The sequence below is a fragment of the Acidovorax sp. T1 genome (assembly GCF_002176815.1).
Classification (GTDB): Bacteria; Pseudomonadota; Gammaproteobacteria; order Burkholderiales; family Burkholderiaceae_C; genus Acidovorax.
Genome location: NZ_CP021648.1, coordinates 3,067,990 through 3,090,394, shown reverse-complemented (window position 1 = coordinate 3,090,394; position 22,405 = coordinate 3,067,990). Strand labels below are relative to the sequence as shown.

At 65.2% G+C, this 22,405-nt stretch carries 27 protein-coding genes; 21 read left to right on the top strand and 6 right to left on the bottom strand.

Features of this window, described 5'->3' with window-relative positions; genetic code table 11:
* Window positions 1-10 precede the first annotated feature (10 nt).
* The 5 genes from CCX87_RS14455 (at window position 11) to CCX87_RS14435 (ending at window position 4,707) form a co-directional block, all read left to right on the top strand.
* Window positions 11-655, top strand: a complete 645-nt coding sequence (locus CCX87_RS14455) for a 3-oxoacid CoA-transferase subunit B (RefSeq protein ID WP_087748365.1) — start codon at window positions 11-13, stop codon at window positions 653-655.
* Window positions 656-683: 28 nt separating this feature from the next.
* On the top strand, window positions 684-1,886 hold the full coding sequence (pcaF, locus tag CCX87_RS14450) for a 3-oxoadipyl-CoA thiolase (RefSeq protein ID WP_087747373.1): 1,203 nt from the start codon (window positions 684-686) through the stop codon (window positions 1,884-1,886).
* Window positions 1,887-1,888: 2 nt separating this feature from the next.
* Window positions 1,889-2,689: a 3-oxoadipate enol-lactonase gene (gene pcaD, locus CCX87_RS14445; RefSeq protein ID WP_198314715.1), complete on the top strand. Its 801-nt coding sequence runs from the start codon at window positions 1,889-1,891 to the stop codon at window positions 2,687-2,689.
* A 36-nt stretch (window positions 2,690-2,725) separates the two neighbouring features.
* The gene (locus CCX87_RS14440) at window positions 2,726-3,454 is read left to right on the top strand and encodes an SDR family oxidoreductase (protein ID WP_087747371.1); all 729 of its coding nucleotides are present in this window, start codon (window positions 2,726-2,728) and stop codon (window positions 3,452-3,454) included.
* Between the two features lie 242 nt (window positions 3,455-3,696).
* Window positions 3,697-4,707: a Bug family tripartite tricarboxylate transporter substrate binding protein gene (locus tag CCX87_RS14435; protein WP_087747369.1), complete on the top strand. Its 1,011-nt coding sequence runs from the start codon at window positions 3,697-3,699 to the stop codon at window positions 4,705-4,707.
* 92 nt (window positions 4,708-4,799) lie between these two features.
* Here CCX87_RS14435 and CCX87_RS14430 read toward each other — a convergent pair whose 3' ends face one another.
* Together CCX87_RS14430 and kefC are read right to left on the bottom strand one after the other, a co-directional pair.
* On the bottom strand, window positions 4,800-5,441 hold the full coding sequence (locus tag CCX87_RS14430; protein WP_087747367.1) for a trimeric intracellular cation channel family protein: 642 nt from the start codon (window positions 5,439-5,441) through the stop codon (window positions 4,800-4,802).
* A gap of 81 nt (window positions 5,442-5,522) precedes the next feature.
* Entirely contained in the window at window positions 5,523-7,388 is a 1,866-nt protein-coding gene (gene kefC / locus CCX87_RS14425; RefSeq protein WP_087747365.1) for a glutathione-regulated potassium-efflux system protein KefC, read from the bottom strand.
* Window positions 7,389-7,590: 202 nt separating this feature from the next.
* Here kefC and CCX87_RS14420 point away from each other — a divergent pair, with 202 nt between their 5' ends.
* The 3 genes from CCX87_RS14420 to CCX87_RS14410 all read left to right on the top strand — a co-directional run bounded on the left by CCX87_RS14420 (window position 7,591) and on the right by CCX87_RS14410 (window position 9,499).
* Window positions 7,591-8,229 (top strand): LysE family transporter, encoded by a 639-nt coding sequence (locus tag CCX87_RS14420; protein WP_087748362.1) that lies wholly within the window; start codon window positions 7,591-7,593, stop codon window positions 8,227-8,229.
* A gap of 106 nt (window positions 8,230-8,335) precedes the next feature.
* Window positions 8,336-8,953 carry a ParA family protein gene (locus tag CCX87_RS14415; RefSeq protein WP_087747363.1) on the top strand — a complete coding sequence of 206 codons (618 nt, stop codon included), beginning with the start codon at window positions 8,336-8,338 and terminating at the stop codon, window positions 8,951-8,953.
* Between the two features lie 81 nt (window positions 8,954-9,034).
* Window positions 9,035-9,499: a MaoC family dehydratase gene (locus tag CCX87_RS14410; RefSeq protein ID WP_087747360.1), complete on the top strand. Its 465-nt coding sequence runs from the start codon at window positions 9,035-9,037 to the stop codon at window positions 9,497-9,499.
* Between the two features lie 28 nt (window positions 9,500-9,527).
* On the opposite strand, the gene CCX87_RS14405 is transcribed toward CCX87_RS14410, so the two are convergent.
* The gene (locus CCX87_RS14405; RefSeq protein ID WP_087747357.1) at window positions 9,528-9,839 is read right to left on the bottom strand and encodes a DUF4148 domain-containing protein; all 312 of its coding nucleotides are present in this window, start codon (window positions 9,837-9,839) and stop codon (window positions 9,528-9,530) included.
* Between the two features lie 221 nt (window positions 9,840-10,060).
* On the opposite strand from CCX87_RS14405, the gene CCX87_RS14400 reads away from it, so the two are divergent.
* Entirely contained in the window at window positions 10,061-11,002 is a 942-nt protein-coding gene (locus CCX87_RS14400; protein WP_087747356.1) for a LysR family transcriptional regulator, read from the top strand.
* On the opposite strand, the gene CCX87_RS14395 is transcribed toward CCX87_RS14400, so the two are convergent.
* Both CCX87_RS14395 and CCX87_RS14390 read right to left on the bottom strand, forming a co-directional pair.
* Window positions 10,994-11,497: a tRNA (cytidine(34)-2'-O)-methyltransferase gene (locus tag CCX87_RS14395; protein ID WP_087748360.1), complete on the bottom strand. Its 504-nt coding sequence runs from the start codon at window positions 11,495-11,497 to the stop codon at window positions 10,994-10,996. The two genes, CCX87_RS14400 and CCX87_RS14395, sit on opposite strands and share 9 nt — an antisense overlap.
* 62 nt (window positions 11,498-11,559) lie before the next feature.
* Entirely contained in the window at window positions 11,560-12,282 is a 723-nt protein-coding gene (locus tag CCX87_RS14390) for a ComF family protein (protein WP_087747354.1), read from the bottom strand.
* Window positions 12,283-12,317: 35 nt separating this feature from the next.
* Between CCX87_RS14390 and CCX87_RS14385 the strand changes: the two genes are divergently transcribed.
* The 8 genes from CCX87_RS14385 to CCX87_RS14355 all read left to right on the top strand — a co-directional run bounded on the left by CCX87_RS14385 (window position 12,318) and on the right by CCX87_RS14355 (window position 18,572).
* Window positions 12,318-13,220 (top strand): biotin synthase, encoded by a 903-nt coding sequence (locus CCX87_RS14385; protein ID WP_087747352.1) that lies wholly within the window; start codon window positions 12,318-12,320, stop codon window positions 13,218-13,220.
* 112 nt (window positions 13,221-13,332) lie between these two features.
* Window positions 13,333-13,794 carry a DUF2244 domain-containing protein gene (locus CCX87_RS14380; protein ID WP_087747349.1) on the top strand — a complete coding sequence of 154 codons (462 nt, stop codon included), beginning with the start codon at window positions 13,333-13,335 and terminating at the stop codon, window positions 13,792-13,794.
* Window positions 13,795-13,852: 58 nt separating this feature from the next.
* A complete protein-coding gene (gene coxB / locus CCX87_RS14375; protein WP_087747347.1) occupies window positions 13,853-15,022 on the top strand; it encodes a cytochrome c oxidase subunit II in 1,170 nt (389 codons plus the stop codon).
* A 30-nt stretch (window positions 15,023-15,052) separates the two neighbouring features.
* Window positions 15,053-16,672 carry a cytochrome c oxidase subunit I gene (gene ctaD, locus CCX87_RS14370; RefSeq protein ID WP_087747346.1) on the top strand — a complete coding sequence of 540 codons (1,620 nt, stop codon included), beginning with the start codon at window positions 15,053-15,055 and terminating at the stop codon, window positions 16,670-16,672.
* Between the two features lie 11 nt (window positions 16,673-16,683).
* Window positions 16,684-16,794 (top strand): cytochrome oxidase small assembly protein, encoded by a 111-nt coding sequence (locus tag CCX87_RS21350; RefSeq protein WP_232476408.1) that lies wholly within the window; start codon window positions 16,684-16,686, stop codon window positions 16,792-16,794.
* 10 nt (window positions 16,795-16,804) lie between these two features.
* Complete coding sequence (locus CCX87_RS14365) at window positions 16,805-17,422, top strand: cytochrome c oxidase assembly protein (protein ID WP_086911482.1); 618 nt, start codon at window positions 16,805-16,807, stop codon at window positions 17,420-17,422.
* The gene (locus CCX87_RS14360) at window positions 17,419-17,637 is read left to right on the top strand and encodes a DUF2970 domain-containing protein (protein WP_087747343.1); all 219 of its coding nucleotides are present in this window, start codon (window positions 17,419-17,421) and stop codon (window positions 17,635-17,637) included. The genes CCX87_RS14365 and CCX87_RS14360 overlap by 4 nt, the downstream gene beginning before the upstream one ends.
* Before the next feature lie 53 nt (window positions 17,638-17,690).
* Window positions 17,691-18,572, top strand: coding sequence for a cytochrome c oxidase subunit 3 (locus CCX87_RS14355; protein WP_087747341.1), 882 nt, complete (start codon window positions 17,691-17,693; stop codon window positions 18,570-18,572).
* A 62-nt stretch (window positions 18,573-18,634) separates the two neighbouring features.
* On the opposite strand, the gene CCX87_RS14350 is transcribed toward CCX87_RS14355, so the two are convergent.
* Entirely contained in the window at window positions 18,635-18,856 is a 222-nt protein-coding gene (locus tag CCX87_RS14350) for a twin transmembrane helix small protein (RefSeq protein ID WP_087747339.1), read from the bottom strand.
* Between the two features lie 15 nt (window positions 18,857-18,871).
* On the opposite strand from CCX87_RS14350, the gene CCX87_RS14345 reads away from it, so the two are divergent.
* From CCX87_RS14345 to cyoE, 4 genes are read left to right on the top strand one after another with little or no spacing between them, the layout of a single operon-like run.
* Window positions 18,872-19,645: an SURF1 family protein gene (locus CCX87_RS14345; protein WP_087747338.1), complete on the top strand. Its 774-nt coding sequence runs from the start codon at window positions 18,872-18,874 to the stop codon at window positions 19,643-19,645.
* Entirely contained in the window at window positions 19,587-20,333 is a 747-nt protein-coding gene (locus tag CCX87_RS14340) for an SCO family protein (RefSeq protein ID WP_087747336.1), read from the top strand. Before CCX87_RS14345 ends, CCX87_RS14340 begins: the two co-directional genes overlap by 59 nt.
* Window positions 20,330-21,511, top strand: coding sequence for a COX15/CtaA family protein (locus CCX87_RS14335; protein ID WP_087747334.1), 1,182 nt, complete (start codon window positions 20,330-20,332; stop codon window positions 21,509-21,511). The genes CCX87_RS14340 and CCX87_RS14335 overlap by 4 nt, the downstream gene beginning before the upstream one ends.
* Complete coding sequence (cyoE, locus tag CCX87_RS14330) at window positions 21,508-22,404, top strand: heme o synthase (protein ID WP_087747332.1); 897 nt, start codon at window positions 21,508-21,510, stop codon at window positions 22,402-22,404. The genes CCX87_RS14335 and cyoE overlap by 4 nt, the downstream gene beginning before the upstream one ends.
* The last annotated feature ends 1 nt before the right edge of the window (window position 22,405 follow it).

Here is a 22,405-nt window from a genome sequence, read left to right as displayed (position 1 = left end):
AGGAGCAAGCGTGAGCAGCTATCAAAGACGTAGTAAAGAAGAGTTGGCCAAGCGCGTGGCGCAAGACATCCACGACGGTGCCTATGTCAACCTGGGCATCGGCCAGCCGACCCTGGTGGCCAACCACATCCCCGCAGGCCGCGAGGTCATCCTGCAAAGCGAGAACGGCATTTTGGGCATGGGCCCGGCGCCGGCTGCTGGCAGCGAAGACTATGACCTCATCAACGCCGGCAAGCAGCCCGTCACCTTGCTGGCGGGCGGCGCATATTTTCACCATGCCGACAGCTTTGCCATGATGCGCGGCGGCCACCTCGATATCTGCGTGCTGGGCGCCTTCCAGGTGTCGGCCACGGGCGACCTGGCCAACTGGAGCACGGGCGAGCCCGGCGCCATTCCCGCCGTGGGCGGCGCCATGGACCTGGCCATCGGTGCCAAGCAGACCTGGGTGATGATGGACTTGCTCACCAAGCAGGGCGCCAGCAAGGTGGTGGCGCAGTGCACCTATCCGCTCACCGGCATTGCCTGCGTCAAGCGCATTTATTCCGACCTCGCCACGCTGGCCTGCACGCCGCAGGGCCTGCAGCTCATCGACAAGGTCGACGGGCTGGACCACGCCGAACTCGAACGCCTTGTCGGCCTGCCCATCCAGGCCTGAACCTTCCTTAGATATCCCAGGAGACACCATGACCCAAGCCTTCATCTGTGACGCCATCCGCACCCCCTTCGGCCGCTACGGCGGTGCCTTGTCCAGTGTCCGCACCGACGACCTCGGCGCCATCCCGCTCAAGGCGCTGATGGAGCGCAACCCGGGCGTGGACTGGGCCGCCGTGACCGATGTGCTCTATGGCTGCGCCAACCAGGCCGGCGAAGACAACCGCAACGTGGCCCATATGTCCAGCCTGCTGGCGGGCCTGCCGGTGGAAGTGCCGGGCGCCACCATCAACCGCCTGTGCGGTTCGGGCCTCGATGCCGTGGGCACGGCCGCGCGCGCCATCAAGGCCGGCGAAGCGGGGTTGATGATCGCTGGCGGCGTGGAAAGCATGAGCCGCGCCCCGTTTGTCATGCCCAAGGCCGAAAGCGCCTTCAGCCGCAACAACGCGGTGTATGACACCACCATCGGCTGGCGCTTCGTCAACAAGCTGATGAAGGCGCAATACGGCGTCGATTCCATGCCCGAAACGGCCGAAAACGTGGCCACCGATTTCGGCATCGAGCGCGAGGCGCAAGACCGCATGGCCCTGCGCAGCCAGCTCAACGCCGTGGCGGCGATCAAGGCCGGCCACCTGGCGCGTGAAATCGTGGCGGTGACGATTCCCCAGAAAAAGGGCGACGCCATCATCGTCAGCCAGGACGAACACCCCCGCGAGACCAGTCTGGAAGCGCTGGCCAAGCTCAAGGGCGTGGTGCGGCCCGACGGCACCGTCACCGCAGGCAATGCCTCGGGTGTGAACGATGGCGCCTGCGCGCTGCTGCTGGCCAACGAAGCCAGCGCCGCCCAATATGGCCTGACGCCGCGCGCCCGCGTGGTGGGCATGGCCACCGCCGGCGTGGCGCCGCGCATCATGGGCTTTGGCCCCACGCCCGCCACCCTGAAGGTGCTGGCGCAAACCGGCCTCACCATCGACCACATGGACGTGATCGAGCTCAACGAAGCCTTTGCAGCACAAGGCCTGGCCGTGCTGCGCGCCCTGGGCCTGAAAGACGACGACGCCCGCGTGAACGCCTGGGGCGGCGCCATTGCGCTGGGCCACCCGCTGGGCGCCAGCGGCGCCCGCCTGGCCACCACGGCCGTGAACCGCCTGCACGCCACCGGCGGCAAATACGCGCTGTGCACCATGTGCATCGGCGTGGGGCAGGGCATTGCCGTGATCCTCGAACGGGTCTGAGCATGCAGACGCAAACCATCGACACCCCCGGCGGGCCATTCCGTGTGCGCCTGGACGGGCGTGCGGATGCGCCCGTGCTGGTGTTTTCCAACTCGCTGGGCACCACGCTGGAGATGTGGGACACGCAGGCGCAGCACTTCGCCCAAACCCACCGCGTGCTGCGCTACGACACGCGCGGCCATGGTGGCAGCGTGGTGTCGCCAGGCCCCTACAGCTTTGAGCAGCTCGGCGGCGATGTGGTGGCGCTGCTGGATGCTCTGAATATCGCCAAAGCCAGCTTTTGCGGCATCTCCATGGGTGGCCTTACCGGGCTGTGGCTGGGCGTGCACGCGGGCGAGCGCCTGAACCACCTGGTGGTGTGCAACAGCGCCGCCAAGATTGGCACGGCCGAAGGCTGGCAAACCCGCGCTGCGCTGGTGCGCGACAAGGGCACTGCAGCCATGGCCGAGCTGGCGGCCTCGTCGCCCGGCCGCTGGTTCACCGAGCCCTTCATCGCGGCCCAGCCCGCGCTGGTGGCCACGGCGCAAGGCTGGATTGCCGACATCGCGCCCGAAGGCTATGCCGCCTGCTGCGATGCCCTGGCCCAGGCCGATCTGCGGGGCGCCATGGCCGCCATCCGCGTGCCCACGTTGCTGATTGCCGGTGCCAGCGACCCGGTGACCACCGTGGCCGATGCGCAGGCCATGCAGCGGGCCATAGGGGGCGCGCGCCTGGCCGAAGTGCCGGCTTCGCACCTGTCCAACCTCGAGGCACCGGCCGCGTTTGACGATGCACTGGCCGCCTTTCTGGCCACCGGTGCCTAAGCCGTTAGCACACCACACAACGCCCCTGCAAAAGCCATGACCCACCCGAACACCACCCCCGAGCGCGTACTGATCACGGGCGGCGCCGCCGGCATCGGTGCCGCCATTGCCGAGCGCTGCCGCGCCGAGGGCTACCTGCCGGTCGTCATTGACCGCATGGTGGACGGCGTGCCCGGTGGCATCCGCGCCGACCTGTCGGATGCGGCCGACACCGCGCGCGCATTGCAAGAAGCGCTGGCCGGTGGCCCCATCACCCGGCTGGTCAACAACGTGGGCGTGGTGGTGCCGGCCGATGCCGAGCACCAGACGCTGGCCGAATTCGACCTGGCGGTGGCGCTTAACCTGCGCTGCGCTTTCCAGTGCATGCAGGCCCTGCTGCCGGGCATGAAGGCGGCGGGCTTCGGGCGCATCGTCAACATGTCCTCGCGCGCGGCGCTGGGCAAAGAGCTGCGCACCGCCTACGCCGCCACCAAGGCCGGCCTGATCGGCATGACACGCGTGTGGGCGCTGGAGCTGGGGCCGCACGGCATCACGGCCAACGCCATCGGGCCCGGCCCCATCCGCACCGAATTGTTCGACCGCGCCAACCCACCCGACGCACCGCGCACCCGCGCCATCATCGAGGCCGTGCCCGTCAGGCGCATCGGCACGCCCGACGACGTGGCCCATGCCGCCAGCTACCTGCTGGACGCGCGCAGCGGTTTTGTCACGGGCCAGGTTCTGTATGTCTGCGGCGGCATGACCGTCGGCGTGGCGGGCGTCTGACGGCATGGCGACGGCGGGTTTTGATGGCTTGCGCCATGCCATGTGCGCCGGCGCTGCCGTACCTACAATTGAAAAGCACCACGGACAATGCCGTGGTGTCGATGTTCCTGGTGGCCGCGATCTATATCGCGGTCATCATGATCCGGCCCCACCTGTGAGGCCTTGACACTGGCTGCTGTGCAAGGGCATGCACGCCCCGCGCCGCAGACACCATTCTCCCGAGCAAGACCGAGGAAACAACCATGACCACTTTGACACACCGCACCTCCCTGGCTGGCCGCCGCAAGGCCCTGGCAGTGCTGGCCAGCCTGGCGGCGGGCGCGGCAACCCTGCCGGGCGCTGCCTTTGCGCAGGCCTATCCCACCAAGCCCATCTCCATCGTCGTGCCGTTCTCGGCCGGCGGCACGACCGACATCCTGGCGCGCCTGGTGGGCCAATACCTTTCGACCGAGCTGGGCCAGCCGGTGGTGGTGGACAACAAGGCCGGCGCGGGCGGCAACATTGGCGGGCAATACGCCGCCAGGGCCGCGGCCGATGGCTACACCCTGTTCATGGGCACCGTGGGCACGCACGCCATCAACGCCAGCCTGTACAAGAAGATGCCTTTTGACCCCATCAAGGACTTCGCACCGCTGACGCGCGTGGCCAATGTGCCCAACCTGCTGGTGGCCAACCCCCAGCAGCCGTTCAAGACAGTGCCCGAGATGATCGCCTATGCCAAGGCCAACCCCGGCAAGATCAACTTCGGCTCGCCCGGCAACGGCGCGTCGCCGCACCTCTCGGGCGAGTTGTTCAAGTCGTTGGCCAAGGTTGATCTCACGCACATCCCCTACAAGGGCAGCGCACCGGCCGTGACCGATCTGCTGGGCAACCAGATTGCCATCATGTTCGACAACCTGCCCTCGGTGATTCCGCATGTGCGTTCTGGCAAGCTGCGCGCCATTGCCATCAGCACCGCCAAGCGCTCGCCCGAGCTGCCCGATGTGCCAACCATCGCCGAAGCCGGCGTGCCCGGCTATGAGGCCATGTCGTGGTTCGGCATGTTTGCGCCCGCCGCCACGCCCAAGCCGGTGCTGGACAAGCTCAGCGCCGCGCTGGCCAAGGTGCTGGCCAACCCCGAGGTGAAGAAAAAGATCGCCGACCAGGGTGGCGAGTCCGTCAATGAGACGCCAGCCCAGTTTGCTGCCTTCATCAAGTCGGAATCGACCAAGTGGGGCAAGGTGGTCAAGGAGTCGGGCGCAAGCCTCGACTGATCCGCACCGCAGTTGCTTCTGAATTGATAGCTGCTGGCGCACATGCATGGTGCGCCAGCAGCTATTTTTGTTTCAGGAAACGTGGTGCACGTTTACACCCGCCACGCCGGCAACTGCCAGTTGCGCCACAGCGCCAGCACGCGCAACCCGCCGGTCACCAGCACGCAGGCCAGCAGCGGTGCCCAGTCGGGCACCTCCAACTGGCGCAGGGCCACGTCCACCCAGCCGCCGGCAAAGGCGCACAGGGCATAGGGGCGGTGGTCGCTGAAGGCCTGGGGCACCTCGTTGCACAGCACATCGCGCAGCACGCCGCCAAACACGCCGGTGATCACGCCCATCATGACGGCGATGAGCGGGGGCATGCCCACGGTCATGGCCACATCCACGCCCACCGCCGCAAACAGGCCCAGGCCGATGGTGTCGGGCAGCACCATGGCGCGCTCGGTGGGCTTGATGTGGCGCCGGCGCATGAACAGCATGGCGCCCACGCACAGCGCCAGGATGCCCCACACATAGCCCGTGTGGCGCACCCAGAAGAAGGGCCGCTGGTCCAGCAGCAGGTCGCGCAGGGTGCCGCCGCCAAAGGCGGCCACAAAGGCCACCACGCACACGCCCACGGCATCCATGCGCTGGCGCGCGGCGGCAACCATGCCCGACAGCGCAAAGGCCACGGTGGCCGCAATTTCCAGCACAAAACGCAGGGTGTGTATCCACGGGGTTTCGGACAGGTCCATGAGGGCGATGGTAGCGGGGGGGGGTGAATGATTTGCTACTAAATATATAGCTGCATGCGCTTGTTGTGAAAGCGCTAGAGCCTATTTTTGATCCAATTTTCCGGGCAATCCTGGGGCGGCGTCGGCGTCGGCGGGCATGGCGGCCTGGCGCTCCTGCCGTTCCTTGGCCATCTGCTCGGCCAGCTGGTTGCGCCCCTCGCGGGCCACGGCAATCATCTTGGCGCGGTCCTGGTGGTGTGGGTACATGCGGTCGGCCAGCGCAATGTTGTGTGTGCGAAAGCGCTGCGTGATGTCTTGTGCCTCGGCGGGTGGCAGGCCCATGAGTTCGAGCACGCTGCGGGCGCTCAGCAGGCTCGACTCGAATAGCTCGCGCTGCACGTTCGTCACGCCCAGGTCACGCAGCGCGTTCCAGTGTGTCAGGTCGCGGGCGCGGGCCACCACGGCCAGCTGGGGGAAATGCTTGCGCGCCAGCGCCACGATCTTGAGCGACTGCTCGGGGTCGTCCACCGCCACCACCAGCACGCGGGCCTGGCCGGCGCCGGCCATGCGCAGCAGGTCGAGCCGGGTGGCGTCGCCGTAGAACACGCGGTAGCCAAAGGCGCGCGCCACTTCCAGAATCTCGACGCTGTGGTCGAGCACCGTGGTGGGCACGCCCTGTGCCAGCATCATGCGGGCCACGATCTGGCCATAGCGGCCAAAGCCGGCGATGAGCACGGGCGCCTCCTGGGGTTCGGATATCTCGGCCGCGGGGGGCGGCTTTTTGAGGGTGGCGAAGCGGCGCAGCAGCAGCCGGTCCAGCAGCACCAGCAGCAGCTGGCTCAGCAGCATGGACAGCGCCACGGCGCCAATCAGCAGCGAGGCGGTTTCGGTTTTCAGAACCCGGGCGCCAGCGGCCGCCTGGAACACCACAAACGCAAACTCGCCGCCCTGGGCCAGCAGCAGCGTGAACACTGGCCGCTCCTGGTAGGGGATCTGGGCCGCCCGCGCCAGCCCATAGATCACCACGGCCTTGACGACCAGAAAACCCAGCACCAGGGCCGCCATCTGCCAGGGCGAACGCATGAGCACGCCAAAGTCGATGCTCATGCCCACGGCAATGAAGAACAGCCCCAGCAGCAGGCCCTTGAAGGGCTCGATGTCGGCTTCGAGCGCGCGGCGGTATTCGCTGTCGGCCAGCAGCACGCCCGCCAAAAAGGCGCCCAGCGCCATCGACAACCCCACCAGCACCATCAGGTAGGCAATGCCCACCACCAGCAGCAGGGCGGCAGCGGTGAAGATTTCGGGGGTCTTGCTTTTGGCGATCCAGCGCAGCAGCGGCCGCAGCAGCAGCCGGCCCCCCAGCACGATGGCGCCGATCACGCCCACGATCTTGAGCGCTTCCACGGCAAGGTCGCTGGCACCGAGCTCGGCGCCCTGGCCGACGGCGGCGGCGCCCAGCAGCGGCAGCAGGGCCAGGATGGGAATGGCCGCCACGTCCTGGAACAGCAAAATGGAAAACGCCGCCTGGCCGCTGCTGGTGCGCAGCAGATTGCGCTCGGACAGCGATTGCAGTGCGATGGCCGTGGACGACAGCGCCAGCCCCAGCGCGCCCACCAGGCTGATGCGCCAGGGTAGCCCCGCCAGCCAGCCCAGCGCAAACAGCGCGGCCGCACAGCCCAGCACCTGCGCCGAACCCAGGCCGAAAATGGGCCGGCGCAGGCTCCACAGGCGGCTGGGCTGGAGTTCCAGCCCGACGAGGAACAGCATCAGCACCACGCCGAACTCGGCAAAGTGCAGGATGTCTTGCACATTGCTCACCAGCGCCAGGCCCCACGGCCCGATGGCAATGCCCGCCGCCAGGTAGCCAATGATGGCGCCCAGCCCCAGGGCCTTGGCAATGGGCACGGCCAGCACCGCGGCGCCCAGGTACAAAAAGCCGTAGGTGAGCCAGGTGGGTGCGTGTTCCATGGGGTGTGAGCGTGGGCGGGAAAGGTGGCCCGCCAGCGGCGAGTGTGGCGCCGATTCTGGCATTGCTTTCGATTGCTATATTGTTGATAGCTTGTAGCGCTTTATCCATAAGCGCTGGTGCGCATTATTGTTCGTATTCAAGGGGGCGAGCGTCCGGTTGCTAAGATGCTTGCCCTTCTTTCCTTCTTGTGTGGACTTTTTCATGGACTTGCAGACCTGGCTGGCTTTTTTTGCGGCGTCGTGCCTGATTGCGGTGTCGCCGGGTTCGGGGGCCGTGTTGTCGATGAGCCACGGCCTGTCCTACGGCGTGCGCAAGACGGGGGCCACCATCGCCGGGCTGCAGGTCGGGCTGCTGCTGATCTTGCTGATTGCCGGCGCGGGCGTGGGCTCGCTGCTGCTGGCCTCCGAGGTGGCCTTCAGCGTGGTCAAGGTGCTGGGCGCCTGCTATCTCATCTATGTGGGCTGGAGCCAGTGGCGCGCGGGTGCCACCTCGCCCATTCAGGGGGACGATGCGGCACCGGCCGGGCCGTGGCAAAAGCGCTTTCTGACGGGGTTTTTGACCAATGCCACCAACCCCAAGGGCATCATCTTCATGGTGGCCGTGCTGCCCCAGTTCATGACCGAAGGCCGCCCGCTGTGGTTACAGCTGCTGGTGATGGCCGCCACCACGGTCGCGGTGGACGTGACGGTGATGCACGGCTACGCTGCCGGGGCCAGCGCCTTGCGCCGCCTGATGCGCAGCGCCAGCGCCGTGCGCACGCAAAACCGCGTGTTTGGCGGCTTGCTGATGGCGGTGGGCGCGGGGCTGTTCTTCGTCAAGCGCGGCGGGCAACATGCCTGAGGCGGCAGTTGCTTTGATTTTGATAGCTGCTTGCGCTTTATGCATAAGCGCTAGAGGCACTTTTCATTCAAATTTTATTTAACGGTTGATTCCGGGAGGTTGTGTCATGCCAGTGGTCGTAGTTGCCAATCCCAAGGGCGGCGTGGGCAAGTCCACGCTCTCCACCAACGTAGCCGGGTATTTCGCCCGCCAGGGGCATCCGGTGATCCTGGGCGATACCGATCGCCAGCAGTCCGCCCGCCTGTGGCTGAGCCTGCGCCCGCCCGCTGCCCGCCCCATTGGCGCCTGGGACGCCACGGCGGATGACATCATCAAGCCGCCCAAGGGCAGCTCGCACGCGGTGCTCGACACCCCGGCGGGCCTGCATGGCCGGCGCCTGGGCGATGTGCTCAAGCTGGCCGACCGCATCATCGTGCCGCTGCAGCCCAGCGTGTTCGATATTTTTGCCACGCGCGCTTTTCTGGACCAGCTGGCCGAGCACCGCCGTGCCGCGGGCGTGCAGGTGGGCATTGTCGGCATGCGGGTGGATGTCCGCACCCACGCGGCTGACCAGTTGCACCAGTTTGTCGAAAGCCTCGGCTTTCCCGTGCTGGGCTACCTGCGCAACACGCAAAACTATGTGCACCTGGCAGCGCACGGGCTCACGCTGTTCGACGTGGCGCCCGCGCGCGTGGCGCGCGATCTGGAGCAGTGGCAGGGCATCTGTTCCTGGCTGGACGCCTGATGGACCACCGGAGGTCAGCAGGGGGCACTGCTGTCACCTGCCTGACAGGCCTTGTGCGGGCGGCGACGCACCATTGCCTGCATGAAAACCTTCCACTCCTACTCTGAAGTCAGTGCCTGCGTGGGCCAGGAGGTCGTCGTGACCGACTGGGTCACCATCACGCAGGAACAGGTCAACCTGTTTGCCCAGGCCACGGGCGACCAGCAGTGGATTCATGTGGACCCCGAGCGCGCCAAGGCCGGGCCGTTTGGCGGGCCCATTGCGCATGGCTTTCTCACGCTGTCGCTGATTCCTCGGTTTTTCGACGACGGAATGCGCATCGAAGGCGCCCGCATGGGGGTGAACTACGGCCTGAACCGGGTGCGTTTCACGGCACCCGTGCCGGTGGGCAGTCGCCTGCGCGCACGGCTGCAGCTGCAGTCCACCGAGCCCCTGGCGCCCGAGGGGCTGCAGATGACCTGGCTGGTCACGGTGGAGCGCGAGGGCAGCGACAAACCGGTGTGCGTGGCCGAATCCTTGTCGCGCAGCTACGGCGCTGCGCCATAAAGTTCGGTCCACCGGGATTTTCAACGTCTCATTGGTCGCCGCTGGCCAGGACGGTGGATGTTGCCGTGGGCATCCCGCCGGGCAGCCAGGCGCCGGCGGAGGTGGTGCCCAGCGGCGCCGGAGCGTTGTACCACTCGCCATCACGGGGTAGCGTGCCCGCCTTGCGGGAAGCCACCAGGTCGGCGATCACGGCTTCGCGGGTCAGGGTGCCAGGGGCCTCGGTCGCGGTCAGGGGCTGGTTGGCCCTGTCGCCATCAAGGGGCGGTGGAGAGTCTGCCTGGGCGGCCAAGGCGGTCAGGGTCAGAGCGGCGGCGACGGCCAGGGTGCGGTAGGTGGTCATGATGATTCCTTCAAAAAAGCAGGAGTTGGGCCAGTTCTTCAGGACCTGTCCCGGTGTCTTGGCGCCGGTTTTGTCCTGCCTCGGTGAGTGCCTGCAAGGGTGTCGCTCATCGATGCAATGGACTCTATCGAGGGTTATCCCGTGGGAAAAGCGCTGTTCTCACAATGAATAATTCTTGAAAATGGAATAATCGAGCCGCTGGCAAACATTTACTTACGGAAATGGACAGATTGTTGACCATGCGTGTTTTTCAGGCCGTCGTTGAGGAGGGCGGCTTTGCGGCGGCGGCACGGTCGATGGATTTTTCGCCCCCGGTGGTCACCCGGCTGGTGGCCGATCTGGAGCAGCACCTGGGCACGCGCCTGTTGCAGCGCACTACCCGCAAGCTGGCCCTGACCGACGCCGGAGAGGCCTATTTGCAGCGAGTGCGCGCCATCCTGCATGAAATCGAGGATGCCGAGGCGGCCGCTGCTGCCAGCACTCGTGACCTGCATGGCACCATCCGCGTGCTGGCAGCGCCGGTGCTGGCCACGCACTTTCTGGCACCGCTGCTGGCGCCCTGGCATGCGTGCTATCCCAGGCTCATGCTCGACATCCTGGTCGATGCGTTTCCCTCGTCGCGGGTGGACGAGTTCGATGTCACTTTCATGGTGGCGGGCGGAGATTACGACGGCAATATCGTCGCCCGGCCCATGCTCCATGGCGAAGCCATCGTGATTGCCGCGCCCCGGTATCTGCAGTCCAAGGGGATGCCCGCCGAGCCGGGCGACCTGCACAACCACGAATACCTGCGCGATTCAGGCCAGGTGGTTCGCACCCAGAGCGGTTTCGCGCGCAGGGTGCGGCTGTTGCCCGCGCAGGGCGAGGGGGCGGCGCAGGAGGTGGAAATGCCGGTGGTGTTGCAGTCCGTCAGCACGGACGTGTTGTTGCGCGCCGCCGTGGACGGCATGGGCGTGACCGTGATGTCGCGGCTGCTGGCCGCACCCTATCTGGCCACGGGTGCACTGGTGCATGTGTTGCCCGACTGGATTGTTTCGCGCTACACGGTGTATGCCGCGCTGCCATCGCGCCGCATGATTCCGGCGCGCACCAAGGTGTTGCTTGATTTTGTGAGCGAGCACTCGCGGCGCCTGGCCTCCATGCGCCAGGCGGCGTCAGCGTAACTGCCCCACCACGGTCGTGGCGGCTACGCCGGGCATGCCAAAACTGTTCTGGCGCCATCCCTCAAACACGGTGACGGCTACCGCGTTGGACAGGTTCAGACTGCGTTGCCCGGCCACCATGGGCAGGCGCACGCGCTGCGCGGGCGGGAAGGTTTCGCGCAACTCGGGGGGCAGCCCCCGCGTTTCTGCCCCGAAAACCAGCCAGTCGCCGGGTAGAAAGCAGGTGTCGTAGGCGCTCTGGCTGCCATGCGTGGTCAGGGCAAACATGCGCGTCGGGTCGGGCTGGGCGGTGCGCAAAAAGGCAGTCCACCCCGGATGCCGTTGTACCTGTGTGTATTCGTGATAGTCCAGCCCGGCGCGGCGCATCAGACGGTCTTCCATGGAAAAACCCAGGGGCTCGATCAGGTGCAGTGTGCAGCCCGTGTTGGCTGCCAGGCGAATCACATTGCCAGTGTTGGGCGGTATCTCGGGTTCGACCAGAACGATATGGAACATGCTGCGCATTGTCGTGCGGATGCGCGGGCGCAGCGCAGCGCCGTCGTAAACAAAAGTTTTTTTCAGCTCAATTCGGTGCGCGCCACCACCATGGCAGTGATGTGCACGGCGCCGGCCTCGCGCAGCGCCTGGGCTGCGGCATTCAGCGTGGCGCCGGTGGTCATGACATCGTCCACCACAACGATGCGTTGCCCCCGCACGGAGGCGGCGCGGTGTGGCTCGATGGCAAACGCGCTCTGCAGGTTGCGCAGGCGCTGGCTGCGGGGCAGGCCACTTTGCGCCTCGGTGGCGCGCAGCCGCAGCAGCAGGGTGGCGTCCATCTTGGGGCCGGCGATGTGGCGGGCCAGCAGGGCGGCCTGGTTGAAACCGCGCTGATGCAGCCGTTCACGCGAAAGCGGCACCGGAAGCACGCGGTCGGCGGCGTCCAGCGCCGGTTCCACCCAGGGCGTGCTGCGCAGCAGCGTGGCCAGCGCCTTGGCCCAGCCGGGATCGCTGCGGAACTTGAATTCGGCGATGGCGCAGGCCCATGGGTAACCGTAGTCCACCGCCGCAAAGCACGCGTCCAGGCCAGGCGGCTCGCGCAGGCAGGCGCCGCATTCCGAGACGCCTTCAGGCACCGCCAAGGCGCAGCGCGTGCAGCGCGCGCGGGGTTGCGCAAAACGGGCGGCGCAGCCGTCGCACACGCGCCGGGCCGGCCAGGCGTGGCACACGGCACACTGGCTCGGCAGGCGGTCGACCAGCGCACCGATGCGCCGTGATGTCCCTGCCAGCATCTTGTAAAGCATTCCATCAATATACTTGCTCGCCCTTCTTTGCAGCCATGTCCACCGAGCATCCTCCCTCCATCGATCCCGTTGCTGCCGCCCGCTGGCACGCCGCAGCAACTGCCCAATCGCCCTGGCTGCATGAAGAGGTGGCCCGGCGCATGGACGACCGCCTGCAGTGGATTCGCCACGCTCCCGCAGCCTGGTGCCACTGGGACGCGGTGCGCGGCGGGCTGCAAGGCCACGCCCTGGTCAGTGCTCGCTACCCCCAGGCGCTTTGTCAGGTGACGGAAACATCGCCGCACTGTTTGCCGGTGGCGATGCAGGCGCTGACCCGGCCATGGTGGAGCCCGGCGCGGTGGAGTGCAGGGCGCCCGCGGTTTGGCTTGCCGGAGGACGGGAGCGTGCAGATGCTCTGGGCCAACATGGCACTGCACATGGCGAGCGACCCCCAGGCCCTCATCGCCCAATGGCATCGCGCGCTGGCGGTGGATGGTTATCTGATGTTCTCGTGCCTCGGGCCCGACACCGTGAAAGAACTGCACGCGGTGTATGCAGCGCTCGGCTGGCCACCCGCAGGGCAGTCCTTCACCGACATGCACGACTGGGGCGACATGCTGGTGCACGCAGGGTTTGCCGAGCCCGTGATGGACATGGAGCGCATCCGGCTGACCTTTGCCACGCCGCAGCGCCTGCTGCAGGAACTGGCGGAGCTGGGGTGCAATCTGCATCCCCAGCGCTTCCCGGCGTTGCGCGGACGCCACTGGCGCAGCCGCCTTCACGAAGTTTTACAGGACAAGCTGGGTGATCCGGAACACGATGGACAACTGGCGCTAACGTTTGAAATCATCTATGGCCACGCTTACAAGCCCAAGCCCAGAGTGCGGGTGAGCGCCAGCAGCGCGGTTTCCCTGCAAGACATGCGCGCCATGTTGCGAGAAGGCGGCGACAGGAGCTGAGTCGTAACGTCTTGTCAATGACGTGGGACAAGGAGCGCTACAATTCCGGTCGATTGAGAGTTGGGTACCTTCGCACTGCATCAGTGCGGTGGTCGTTTGCAAGGCTTTTGCGTTGACTAGTCTGATTTTTCGCTTTGCCACGGTGTCGGGCCAGCGTATTGACTGGCAGTTGGCCCGTAATGGTTCGGTTGCACGCGCGCGGATGGGGTTGTGCGCCTTGTCTTTGGCAATGGTTTTTCTTTTCTGGATGACTGGCGGCCGGTGGGACATGCCTTTTGCCTGGCTGGTCATCGTCGCCGTGGGATTGGGATTCGCCAGGTGCGGGCGCCATGCGGCGGATGGCGAGAGGATTTCGCTGCAAGGTTCGCGCCTGGTGGTGGAGAGGGAGACGGCAGGCAGGCTGGAGCGCGCTGAATTTGACCGGAGCCGGGTTCGTGTCGAGCCCAAAACCGGACACCGGTCGCTGATCACGCTGTCTGCGCAGGGTCGCTCGGTGGAGGTGGGGCGCTTCGTGCGCCCCGAGCTTCGCCCGGCCCTGGCATCGGAGATTCGCAGGGCCTTGCGCGCTGCCTGACCCCGCGCAGGTGCGCCAAGTGATTGGTTAAATTGAGGCTTAGAAGTAAGTGAGAACTATGAAGAGCATTTCCAACAAGCTGGCTTCTCTGCTGCTGACTGCCGGTGCATGGGTGGGCACTGCGGCCCATGCCGTTCAAGACCTGCCCGGCGGCCCTGCGGTCAATCAGCTGAACCTGCATCCCCCGGTGACGAAGATTGCCGAAGAGCAGCATTTCCTGCACTGGATGATGCTGATCATCTGCACGGTGATCTTCATTGCGGTGTTTGCCGTGATGTTCTATTCGATCTGGAAGCACCGCAAATCCCGGGGTGCCAAGTCGGCCAATTTCCATGAGTCCGTAACGGTGGAAGTGGTCTGGACCATTATTCCTTTCATCATCGTGATCCTCATGGCCCTGCCGGCCACGAAAGTCCTGGTGGCCCAGAAAGACACCACCAACGCCGACCTGACCATCAAGGCCACCGGATACCAGTGGAAATGGGGCTACGACTACATCACCGGCGAAGGTGAGGGCCTGGCCTTCATCTCCACGCTCGACAGCAGCCACCGGGCCATGTCCGACAGTGGCAATGTCAGCGCGGCGCCTGCCAACTACTTGCTTCAGGTGGACAACCCGATGGTCGTTCCCGTCAACAAGAAGGTGCGCATCATCACCACTGCCAACGACGTGATCCACGCTTTCATGGTGCCAGCCTTCGGCATCAAGCAGGATGCGATTCCCGGCTTCGTGCGCGACACCTGGTTCCGTGCCGAGAGGGTGGGCGACTACTATGGCCAGTGTGCCGAGCTGTGCGGCAAGGAACACGCCTACATGCCCATCCATGTGAAGGTGCTGTCGGCCGAGGATTACAGCCAGTGGGTGGGCGATCAAAAGAAGAAGGCCGCAGCCAAGCTCGACGATCCTGCCAAGGTGTGGGCGCTCGACGACATGCTCAAGCGCGGCGAAAAGGTCTATGCCGCCAACTGCGCGGCCTGTCACCAGGCCAACGGCAAGGGCGCGGGTGCGATCAAGCCGCTGGACGGTTCTGCCATCGTGCTCGATGCCGACCATGCCAAGCAGATCCAGGTGCTGCTCAAGGGTGTGAACAACGGTGCCATGCCCGCGTGGACGCAATTGAGCGACACGGACATCGCTGCCGTGGTCACCTACACCAAGAACAACTGGTCGAACAAGACGGGGCAGCTGGTGCAGCCCGCGGAAATTGTGGCCCAGCGTGGCAAGTAATTACCGCCCCAAAGCATTGAGGAATTCAAAATGAGCGCAGTTCTCGACAATCACGGGCACGCACACGACAGCCACGACCACCATGCACCATCCGGCTGGCGCCGTTGGGTGTATGCCACCAACCACAAGGACATCGGTACGTTGTATCTGCTGTTCGCTTTCACCATGCTGATGATCGGCGGCGTTCTGGCGCTGCTGATCCGCGCCGAGCTGTTCCAGCCTGGCCTGCAACTGGTGAACCCCGAGCTGTTCAACCAGCTCACCACCATGCACGGCCTGATCATGGTGTTCGGCGCCATCATGCCGGCCTTCGTGGGCTTTGCGAACTGGATGATTCCGCTGCAGATCGGCGCGTCCGACATGGCGTTCGCGCGCATGAACAACTTCAGCTTCTGGCTGATGATCCCTGGCGCGCTGATGCTGGTGAGCTCGTTCTTCATGCCTGGCGGCGCACCCGCTGCGGGTTGGACGTTGTATGCGCCGCTGACGCTGCAGATGGGCCCCTCGATGGATGCCGGCATTTTTGCCATGCACATCCTCGGTGCTTCGTCGATCATGGGATCGATCAACATCATCGTGACCATCCTCAACATGCGCGCCCCCGGCATGACGCTAATGAAGATGCCGATGTTCGCCTGGACCTGGCTCATCACCGCCTATCTGCTGATCGCCGTGATGCCCGTGCTGGCTGGCGCCATCACCATGACGCTGACCGACCGCCACTTTGGCACCAGCTTCTTTAACCCCGCCGGTGGCGGTGACCCGGTGATGTATCAGCACATCTTCTGGTTCTTCGGTCACCCCGAGGTGTACATCATGATCTTGCCGGCCTTCGGCATCATCAGCCAGATCGTGCCCGCCTTTGCGCGCAAGAAGCTGTTTGGCTACGCCTCCATGGTGTATGCGACCTCGTCGATTGCCATCCTGTCGTTCATCGTGTGGGCCCACCACATGTTCACGACGGGCATGCCGGTGACCGGCCAGCTGTTCTTCATGTACGCCACCATGCTGATTTCGGTGCCCACGGCCGTGAAGATATTCAACTGGGTGGCCACCATGTGGCGCGGTTCCATGACGTTTGAAACCCCCATGCTTTTTGCCGTGGGCTTCATCTTCGTGTTCACCATGGGTGGGTTCACCGGCCTGATCCTGGCCATGGCCCCGATCGATATCCAGTTGCAGGATACCTATTACGTGGTGGCTCACTTCCACTACGTGCTGGTGGCCGGTTCGCTGTTCTCCATGTTCGCCGGCGTTTACTACTGGCTGCCCAAGTGGACCGGCGTGATGTATTCGGAAACGCGTGGCCAGATCCATTTCTGGACGTCGCTGATCTTCTTCAACATCACCTTCTTCCCGATGCACTTCCTGGGTCTGGCCGGCATGCCACGTCGCTACGCTGACTACCCCATGCAGTTTGCTGACTTCAATGCGATTGCGTCGGTGGGCGCCCTGGGTTTTGGCTTGGCACAGGTGTACTTCTTCCTGGCCGTGGTGGTTCCGGCCATGCGCGGCAAGGGCGCAAAGGCTCCCGCCAAGCCCTGGGATGGGGCAGAAGGCTTGGAGTGGGAAGTTCCCTCGCCAGCCCCGTTCCATACCTTTGAAAATCCGCCCAAGCTGGACGCCACGGCAACCCGCGTGATCGGTTGAAAGCCATGCCCATGACCTCCGAACAAAAGAAGAGCAACCTGCGGATGGCGCTGATCCTGGCGTCCGTGGCTGCCGTTTTCTTCGTCGGGTTCATGGTCAAAGTCGTTCTGCTGTCCCGCTGAGCACCTCGCCATGAGCATTCACCGCGAAAACGCCAAGATGGTGGGCAAGCTGGCCGTGATAGCGGCGGGCATGTTTGCCTTCGGCTACGCGCTGATTCCGATCTACAAGCACATCTGCGAGCTGACCGGCATCAACATCCTGTCGCTTTCAGAGCGGCAGGTGCCGGGCAACGGTGTTGCCGGCAAGGATGTGAAGGTGCCGGCCAACACGCAGGTGGACACGAGCCGCACCATCACGGTCGAGTTCGACGCCAATGCGCGTGGGCCCTGGGATTTCAAGCCAGCACAGCGCTCAGTCAAAGTGCATCCCGGTGAATTGACGACGGTGATGTACGAGTTCCAGAACGTGCAGAACCGCCGCATGGCCGCGCAGGCGATTCCCAGCTACGCCCCGCGGCAGGCGGCTGCACATTTCAACAAGCTGGAGTGCTTCTGCTTCAACCAGTACATCCTGGAGCCGGGCGAGAAGAAGCAATGGCCTGTGGCCTTCGTGATTGACCCGCGGCTTTCCAAGGATGTGACCACCATCACGCTGTCCTATACCTTCTTCGAGGTGGGCGGAAAAACGCCGCCAGCGCCCGAGTCAACGGCTGCCGTCTCTTTAGCGCCGGTGAAGGAGGGATCATGAGCCCCGACAATCCATCCGATTCTGTGGTGCAGCGCAAGGGGGCCCTGTTGCGCACGGTGCGTGCGGTCGCCTGGTCACTGATCGGCCTGCGCAAAGGCAGCGAATACCAGCAAGACCTGCAAAAGATCAACCCCCTGCACATCATTGTGGTGGGGTTGCTGGCCATCTTCCTGTTGGTGCTGTCGCTGATTGCGGTGGTGAACTGGGTGGTCTGACCTTCGCCTAAATGCCAACCCAAAAACAAAGATTTTGAGATTCAGGAGCTGAAATGAGTGCATCAACCCACGGCGCAACCCCTTACTACTATGTGCCCGCAGAGTCGCGCCACCCTGCGATGGCGGCCGCAGGCCTGTTTTTTGTGATTCTGGGCGCTGCCCAGTGGATCAATGGCCACGACTGGGGTAAGTACTCCCTGGCCGTGGGCATGGTGTGGTGGCTGTTTGTGTTGTACCAGTGGTTCCGTGATGCTGCGCGTGAAAGCGAAGGGGGCCTCTACGGTCACAAGATCGACCTGTCCTACCGCTGGAGCATGAGCTGGTTCATCTTTTCCGAGGTGATGCTCTTTGGAGCTTTCTTCACGGCCCTGTGGTGGGCGCGCGCGCACTCGGTGCCGGCATTGGGCAGCCTCGACAACGCCCTGCTCTGGCCCGATTTCAAGGCCGTATGGCCCAGCATTGCCGCAGGTGCCACGGCGTCTCCCGCTGGCATTGTGGAGCCCTTCCAGACCGTCGGCCCCTTCTGGCTCCCGACGATCAACACGGCGCTGTTGCTGACTTCGGGTGTGACGTTGACCATTGCCCACCATGCGTTGCGTGAAAATCACCGCGGCAAGACGATTGGCTTCATGTGGGCCACCGTGCTGCTGGGCTTTGTCTTCCTGTGCGTGCAGGGCTACGAGTATTTCCACCTCTACACCGATCTGAACCTCAAGCTCAGCTCGGGCGTGTTCGGTTCCACGTTCTTCATGCTGACGGGTTTCCACGGCTTCCACGTCTTCCTGGGCATGCTGATGCTGCTGGTCATTACCTTGCGCCTGCAAAAGGGCCACTTCACCGCCGACAAGCATTTTGGCTTTGAAGGTGCCGCCTGGTACTGGCACTTTGTGGATGTGGTGTGGCTTGGCCTGTACATCCTGGTGTACTGGATGTAAGGCGGCCCTGCAGAACAAAAAAAGCGCCGCAAGGCGCTTTTTTGTTGCAATGCAGCGGTGTCTCATCGCGTGGCGGGCAAGCCCGTGGGCTGGATATATCCCAGTTGCCATGCGACCAGGATGCAAATGAACAGAACGATCGAGATTCCCACCCGAAATGCCAGTGCCTTGGCCATGTGGCTGCCCTTGGCCTTGTCGTTGCGTCCGTTACGCATCATGAAAAAGAGGGCGGAGGCCAGGCTGGCGAGAATGGCAAGAAACGCCACAGCGACAAGATATTTCATGGAGCACATTATCCCGTGACACCTGCCCAACGTGCCTGGGGCCTGCGTTTCTGGCTGATCACCCTGGCTGCCGTGGCCGGCATTCTCGTCACCGCTTCGCTGGGGCGATGGCAGCTGTCGCGTGCTGCGCAAAAGGAGGCCCTGCAGTCGCTGCTGGACCAGCGGGTCGCCCTGCCGCCGCTCGACAGCCGCCAGCTGCGCGGGCAGGCCCTTGCCGATGCCGGCAGTGCGCAGGACCTGACGCACCGCGCCGTGCGGCTGCAAGGGCGCTGGCTGCCAGAGCACACCGTGTACCTGGACAACCGGCAGATGCAGGGGCGGCCGGGCTTTTTTGTGCTCACGCCCCTGCGGCTGGAGGAGGGCGGCGCGGTGGTGCTGGTCCAGCGTGGCTGGGTTCCGCGCAACTTCCAGGACCGCCAGCAGCTGCCCCCGGTTCAGACGGAGGCTGGCGTGGTGCAGCTGGAGGGGCGCATCGCGCCGCCGCCGTCGCGCTTGTATGAGTTTGACCGTTCCGCTGGTTCGCTGGGGTCTTCCCGCATCCGGCAAAATCTGGACCTTGCTGCGTTTCGTGCCGAGACGGGGCTGGCATTGATGAACCTGTCGGTGCTGCAAACGGGGCCTGCCAGCGGCGGCCTGCAACGGGACTGGCCCGTGATCGGCGCTGGCGTCGACAAACACTACGGTTACGCATTTCAATGGTTCGGGCTCAGCAGCCTGATTGCACTTCTTTATGTCTGGTTCCAACTCGTCCGACGCTTCTTTCGCCCGCGCCCCCGGCCACTCGCCTGAGGCGGGCGCAGACCATCCCCTGGGCCTCACGGTGCACGACCTGCCCGAGGTCGGCAGCGCCGTGGCCCATGCCCAGACCACCCGCCACGGGCGCTGGAAGATGCTGGCGGTGCTGCTGGTTTGCGCAGCCCCGGTCATTGCCTCGTATCTCACCTATTACGTGGTGCGACCCGAAGGCCGCCGCAATTACGGTGAGCTGATCCAGCCGCAGCGCACCTTGCCCGACCTGGCCACGGCCACGCTCGATGGCGCGCCCGCCAAGCTGCCCGCGCTCAAGGGACAGTGGCTGCTGGTGAGCGTGGGCGGCGGGGCGTGCGAAGCCCTGTGCCAGCAGCACCTGTATCTGCAGCGGCAACTGCGCGAAAGCGTGGGCAAGGAGAAAGACCGTGTGGACTGGGTCTGGCTCGTGACCGATGCAGCCCCTGTGCCGCCAGACATCGCTGCGGCCCTGCAAAAGGCCACGGTGCTGCGGGTTGATGCCCCCGCGCTGGCCCAGTGGCTCGAACCGGCTGCGGGCCACGCTCTGGCCGAACACCTTTACCTGGTGGACCCCATGGGCAACTGGATGATGCGTTTTCCTGCCGGCATGGATGCCGCCGGGGCCGCCAAGGCCAAGCGGGATCTGGAGCGGCTGCTGCGCGCATCCTCCTCCTGGGATGAGGCCGGACGGCCAGGGCAGCCCGGATGATGGACACCCAACCGCTCTACGACCTGGCGCCGCTGGCGCAGCTGATGCTGCTGGGCATCGTGATCGCGCTCGGGCCGCTGGCCTGGGTGGGCTGGCGCACCCGTGGCGGCGCACCGGGGCGCCGTTTGCAGGCGTTGGCGGTGCTGACCCTGTTCCTGACCTTTGATCTGGTGCTGTTTGGTGCCTTCACCCGGCTGACGGATTCCGGCCTCGGTTGCCCCGACTGGCCAGGCTGTTATGGCAGCGCCAGCCCGGTTGGCGCGCGGGCCGAAATAACAGCGGCGCAGGACGCCATGCCCACCGGGCCCGTGACGCACGGCAAGGCCTGGGTTGAGATGATCCACCGCTACCTCGCCACCGGCGTCGGCGTGCTCATCATCGTGCTCACCGTGGCCAGCTGGTTGCAGTGGCGGCAAGCGCGGCGCGGCACCGGCGCGCCCCCGGCCGTGAACCCGTGGTGGCCCACCTTCACCCTGGTCTGGGTCTGCCTGCAGGGCGCGTTCGGCGCGCTCACGGTCACCATGAAGCTGTTTCCCGCCATCGTCACGCTGCATCTGATCGGCGGCCTCGTGCTGCTGGCGCTGCTGTGCGCGCAGGCGGTGCGCCACACCCAGGCGGTGCGGGGCATGCCGCCCGCCGTGCTGGCCGCGCCGCTGCGCTGGGGTATTGCCATTACCGGTGCGCTGGTGGCGCTGCAGATTGTGCTGGGGGGCTGGGTCAGCACCAATTACGCCGTGCTGGCCTGCACCACCTTTCCCACCTGCCAGGGCAGCTGGTGGCCCGTGATGGACTTTGCGCAGGGCTTTGAGCTGTGGCGGCCGCTCGGGCTGCTGCAGGACGGCAGCCACATCAGCTTTGCCGGCCTGACCGCCATCCACTATGCGCACCGCCTGATGGCCTATGCGGTGCTGCTGGCGCTGGCATGGCTGGCGTGGCGCCTGCACCGGGCCGCTGCGCTGCGCGTGCAGGCGCGCTGGCTGGCGGGCCTGGCGCTGCTGCAGCTGGCCACGGGCCTGAGCAACGTGGTGCTGGGCTGGCCCCTGCTGGCGGCGGTGCTGCACACGGGGGGCGCTGCCGCCCTGGTGGTGGTGCTGACCTGGGCGGCTGCGTCCAGCCGGGCCGCCCGCGCGCCATTTGAGTCTTTCGCGCCATCGCGCGCACCGAGAGTTTCCGCATGAGTGTTGCCCCCACCCTTCCCGCGCCGTCGCGCTTTTCGCAGTTTTACGCGCTGACCAAGCCGCGCGTGGTGCAGCTCATCGTGTTCTGCGCGCTGATCGGCATGGTGCTGGCCGTGCCGGGCCTGCCCACCCTGGCGCAACTGGGGCAGATGGCGCTGGCCAGTGCTGGCGTGTGGCTGGTGGCGGGCGCTGCCGCGGCCTTCAACTGCATCGTCGAGCAGGGCATTGATGCCAAGATGAAGCGCACCTCCTGGCGGCCCACGGCCAAGGGCGAGTTGTCCAACACGCAGACCCTGCTGTTTTCGGCCCTGTTGTGCGCGGCCGGCTCGGCCTTGCTGTATGTCTGGGTCAACCCGCTGACCATGTGGCTCACGTTCGCTACGTTTGTGGGCTACGCCGTTGTCTACACCGTCATCCTCAAGCCGCTGACGCCGCAGAACATCGTGATCGGCGGTGCCTCGGGCGCCATGCCGCCCGTGCTGGGCTGGGCCGCCATGACCGGTGATGTGGGCCCCGAGGCGCTGATCCTGTTCCTCATCATCTTCCTGTGGACGCCGCCGCATTTCTGGGCGCTGGCGCTGTACCGGGTGGAGGACTACCGCAAGTCGGGCCTGCCCATGCTGCCGGTCACGCATGGCAACGAGTTCACACGCCTGCAGGTTTTTCTGTACACGCTGATCCTCTTTGCGGGCTGCCTGATGCCCTTCATTTACGGCATGAGTTCGTGGATCTATCTTGCCGCGGCCGTGCTGCTGAGCGCCGGGTTCTGCGGCTACGGCTTTGCCTTGTGGCGCAATTACTCCGACGCGCTGGCGCGCAAGACCTTCCGTTTCTCCCTCATTCACCTGAGCGTGCTGTTTGCCGCGCTGCTGGTGGACCACTACGCGCTGTGAA

What these genes read in the sequence shown, in the direction of transcription:
- CCX87_RS14420 (WP_087748362.1), top strand. Translation starts at nt 7,591, where the DNA reads ATGGACTTGCAGACCTGGCTGGCTTTTTTTGCGGCGTCGTGCCTGATT.
- CCX87_RS14405 (WP_087747357.1), bottom strand. Translation starts at nt 9,839, where the DNA reads ATGACCACCTACCGCACCCTGGCCGTCGCCGCCGCTCTGACCCTGACC.
- CCX87_RS14440 (WP_087747371.1), top strand. Translation starts at nt 2,726, where the DNA reads ATGACCCACCCGAACACCACCCCCGAGCGCGTACTGATCACGGGCGGC.
- coxB (WP_087747347.1), top strand. Translation starts at nt 13,853, where the DNA reads ATGAAGAGCATTTCCAACAAGCTGGCTTCTCTGCTGCTGACTGCCGGT.
- CCX87_RS14385 (WP_087747352.1), top strand. Translation starts at nt 12,318, where the DNA reads ATGTCCACCGAGCATCCTCCCTCCATCGATCCCGTTGCTGCCGCCCGC.
- ctaD (WP_087747346.1), top strand. Translation starts at nt 15,053, where the DNA reads ATGAGCGCAGTTCTCGACAATCACGGGCACGCACACGACAGCCACGAC.
- CCX87_RS14335 (WP_087747334.1), top strand. Translation starts at nt 20,330, where the DNA reads ATGATGGACACCCAACCGCTCTACGACCTGGCGCCGCTGGCGCAGCTG.
- CCX87_RS14415 (WP_087747363.1), top strand. Translation starts at nt 8,336, where the DNA reads ATGCCAGTGGTCGTAGTTGCCAATCCCAAGGGCGGCGTGGGCAAGTCC.
- cyoE (WP_087747332.1), top strand. Translation starts at nt 21,508, where the DNA reads ATGAGTGTTGCCCCCACCCTTCCCGCGCCGTCGCGCTTTTCGCAGTTT.
- CCX87_RS14355 (WP_087747341.1), top strand. Translation starts at nt 17,691, where the DNA reads ATGAGTGCATCAACCCACGGCGCAACCCCTTACTACTATGTGCCCGCA.
- CCX87_RS14410 (WP_087747360.1), top strand. Translation starts at nt 9,035, where the DNA reads ATGAAAACCTTCCACTCCTACTCTGAAGTCAGTGCCTGCGTGGGCCAG.
- CCX87_RS14340 (WP_087747336.1), top strand. Translation starts at nt 19,587, where the DNA reads ATGTCTGGTTCCAACTCGTCCGACGCTTCTTTCGCCCGCGCCCCCGGC.
- CCX87_RS21350 (WP_232476408.1), top strand. Translation starts at nt 16,684, where the DNA reads ATGACCTCCGAACAAAAGAAGAGCAACCTGCGGATGGCGCTGATCCTG.
- CCX87_RS14400 (WP_087747356.1), top strand. Translation starts at nt 10,061, where the DNA reads ATGGACAGATTGTTGACCATGCGTGTTTTTCAGGCCGTCGTTGAGGAG.
- CCX87_RS14435 (WP_087747369.1), top strand. Translation starts at nt 3,697, where the DNA reads ATGACCACTTTGACACACCGCACCTCCCTGGCTGGCCGCCGCAAGGCC.
- pcaD (WP_198314715.1), top strand. Translation starts at nt 1,889, where the DNA reads ATGCAGACGCAAACCATCGACACCCCCGGCGGGCCATTCCGTGTGCGC.
- CCX87_RS14365 (WP_086911482.1), top strand. Translation starts at nt 16,805, where the DNA reads ATGAGCATTCACCGCGAAAACGCCAAGATGGTGGGCAAGCTGGCCGTG.
- CCX87_RS14350 (WP_087747339.1), bottom strand. Translation starts at nt 18,856, where the DNA reads ATGAAATATCTTGTCGCTGTGGCGTTTCTTGCCATTCTCGCCAGCCTG.
- CCX87_RS14360 (WP_087747343.1), top strand. Translation starts at nt 17,419, where the DNA reads ATGAGCCCCGACAATCCATCCGATTCTGTGGTGCAGCGCAAGGGGGCC.
- CCX87_RS14430 (WP_087747367.1), bottom strand. Translation starts at nt 5,441, where the DNA reads ATGGACCTGTCCGAAACCCCGTGGATACACACCCTGCGTTTTGTGCTG.
- CCX87_RS14395 (WP_087748360.1), bottom strand. Translation starts at nt 11,497, where the DNA reads ATGTTCCATATCGTTCTGGTCGAACCCGAGATACCGCCCAACACTGGC.
- CCX87_RS14390 (WP_087747354.1), bottom strand. Translation starts at nt 12,282, where the DNA reads ATGCTTTACAAGATGCTGGCAGGGACATCACGGCGCATCGGTGCGCTG.
- kefC (WP_087747365.1), bottom strand. Translation starts at nt 7,388, where the DNA reads ATGGAACACGCACCCACCTGGCTCACCTACGGCTTTTTGTACCTGGGC.
- pcaF (WP_087747373.1), top strand. Translation starts at nt 684, where the DNA reads ATGACCCAAGCCTTCATCTGTGACGCCATCCGCACCCCCTTCGGCCGC.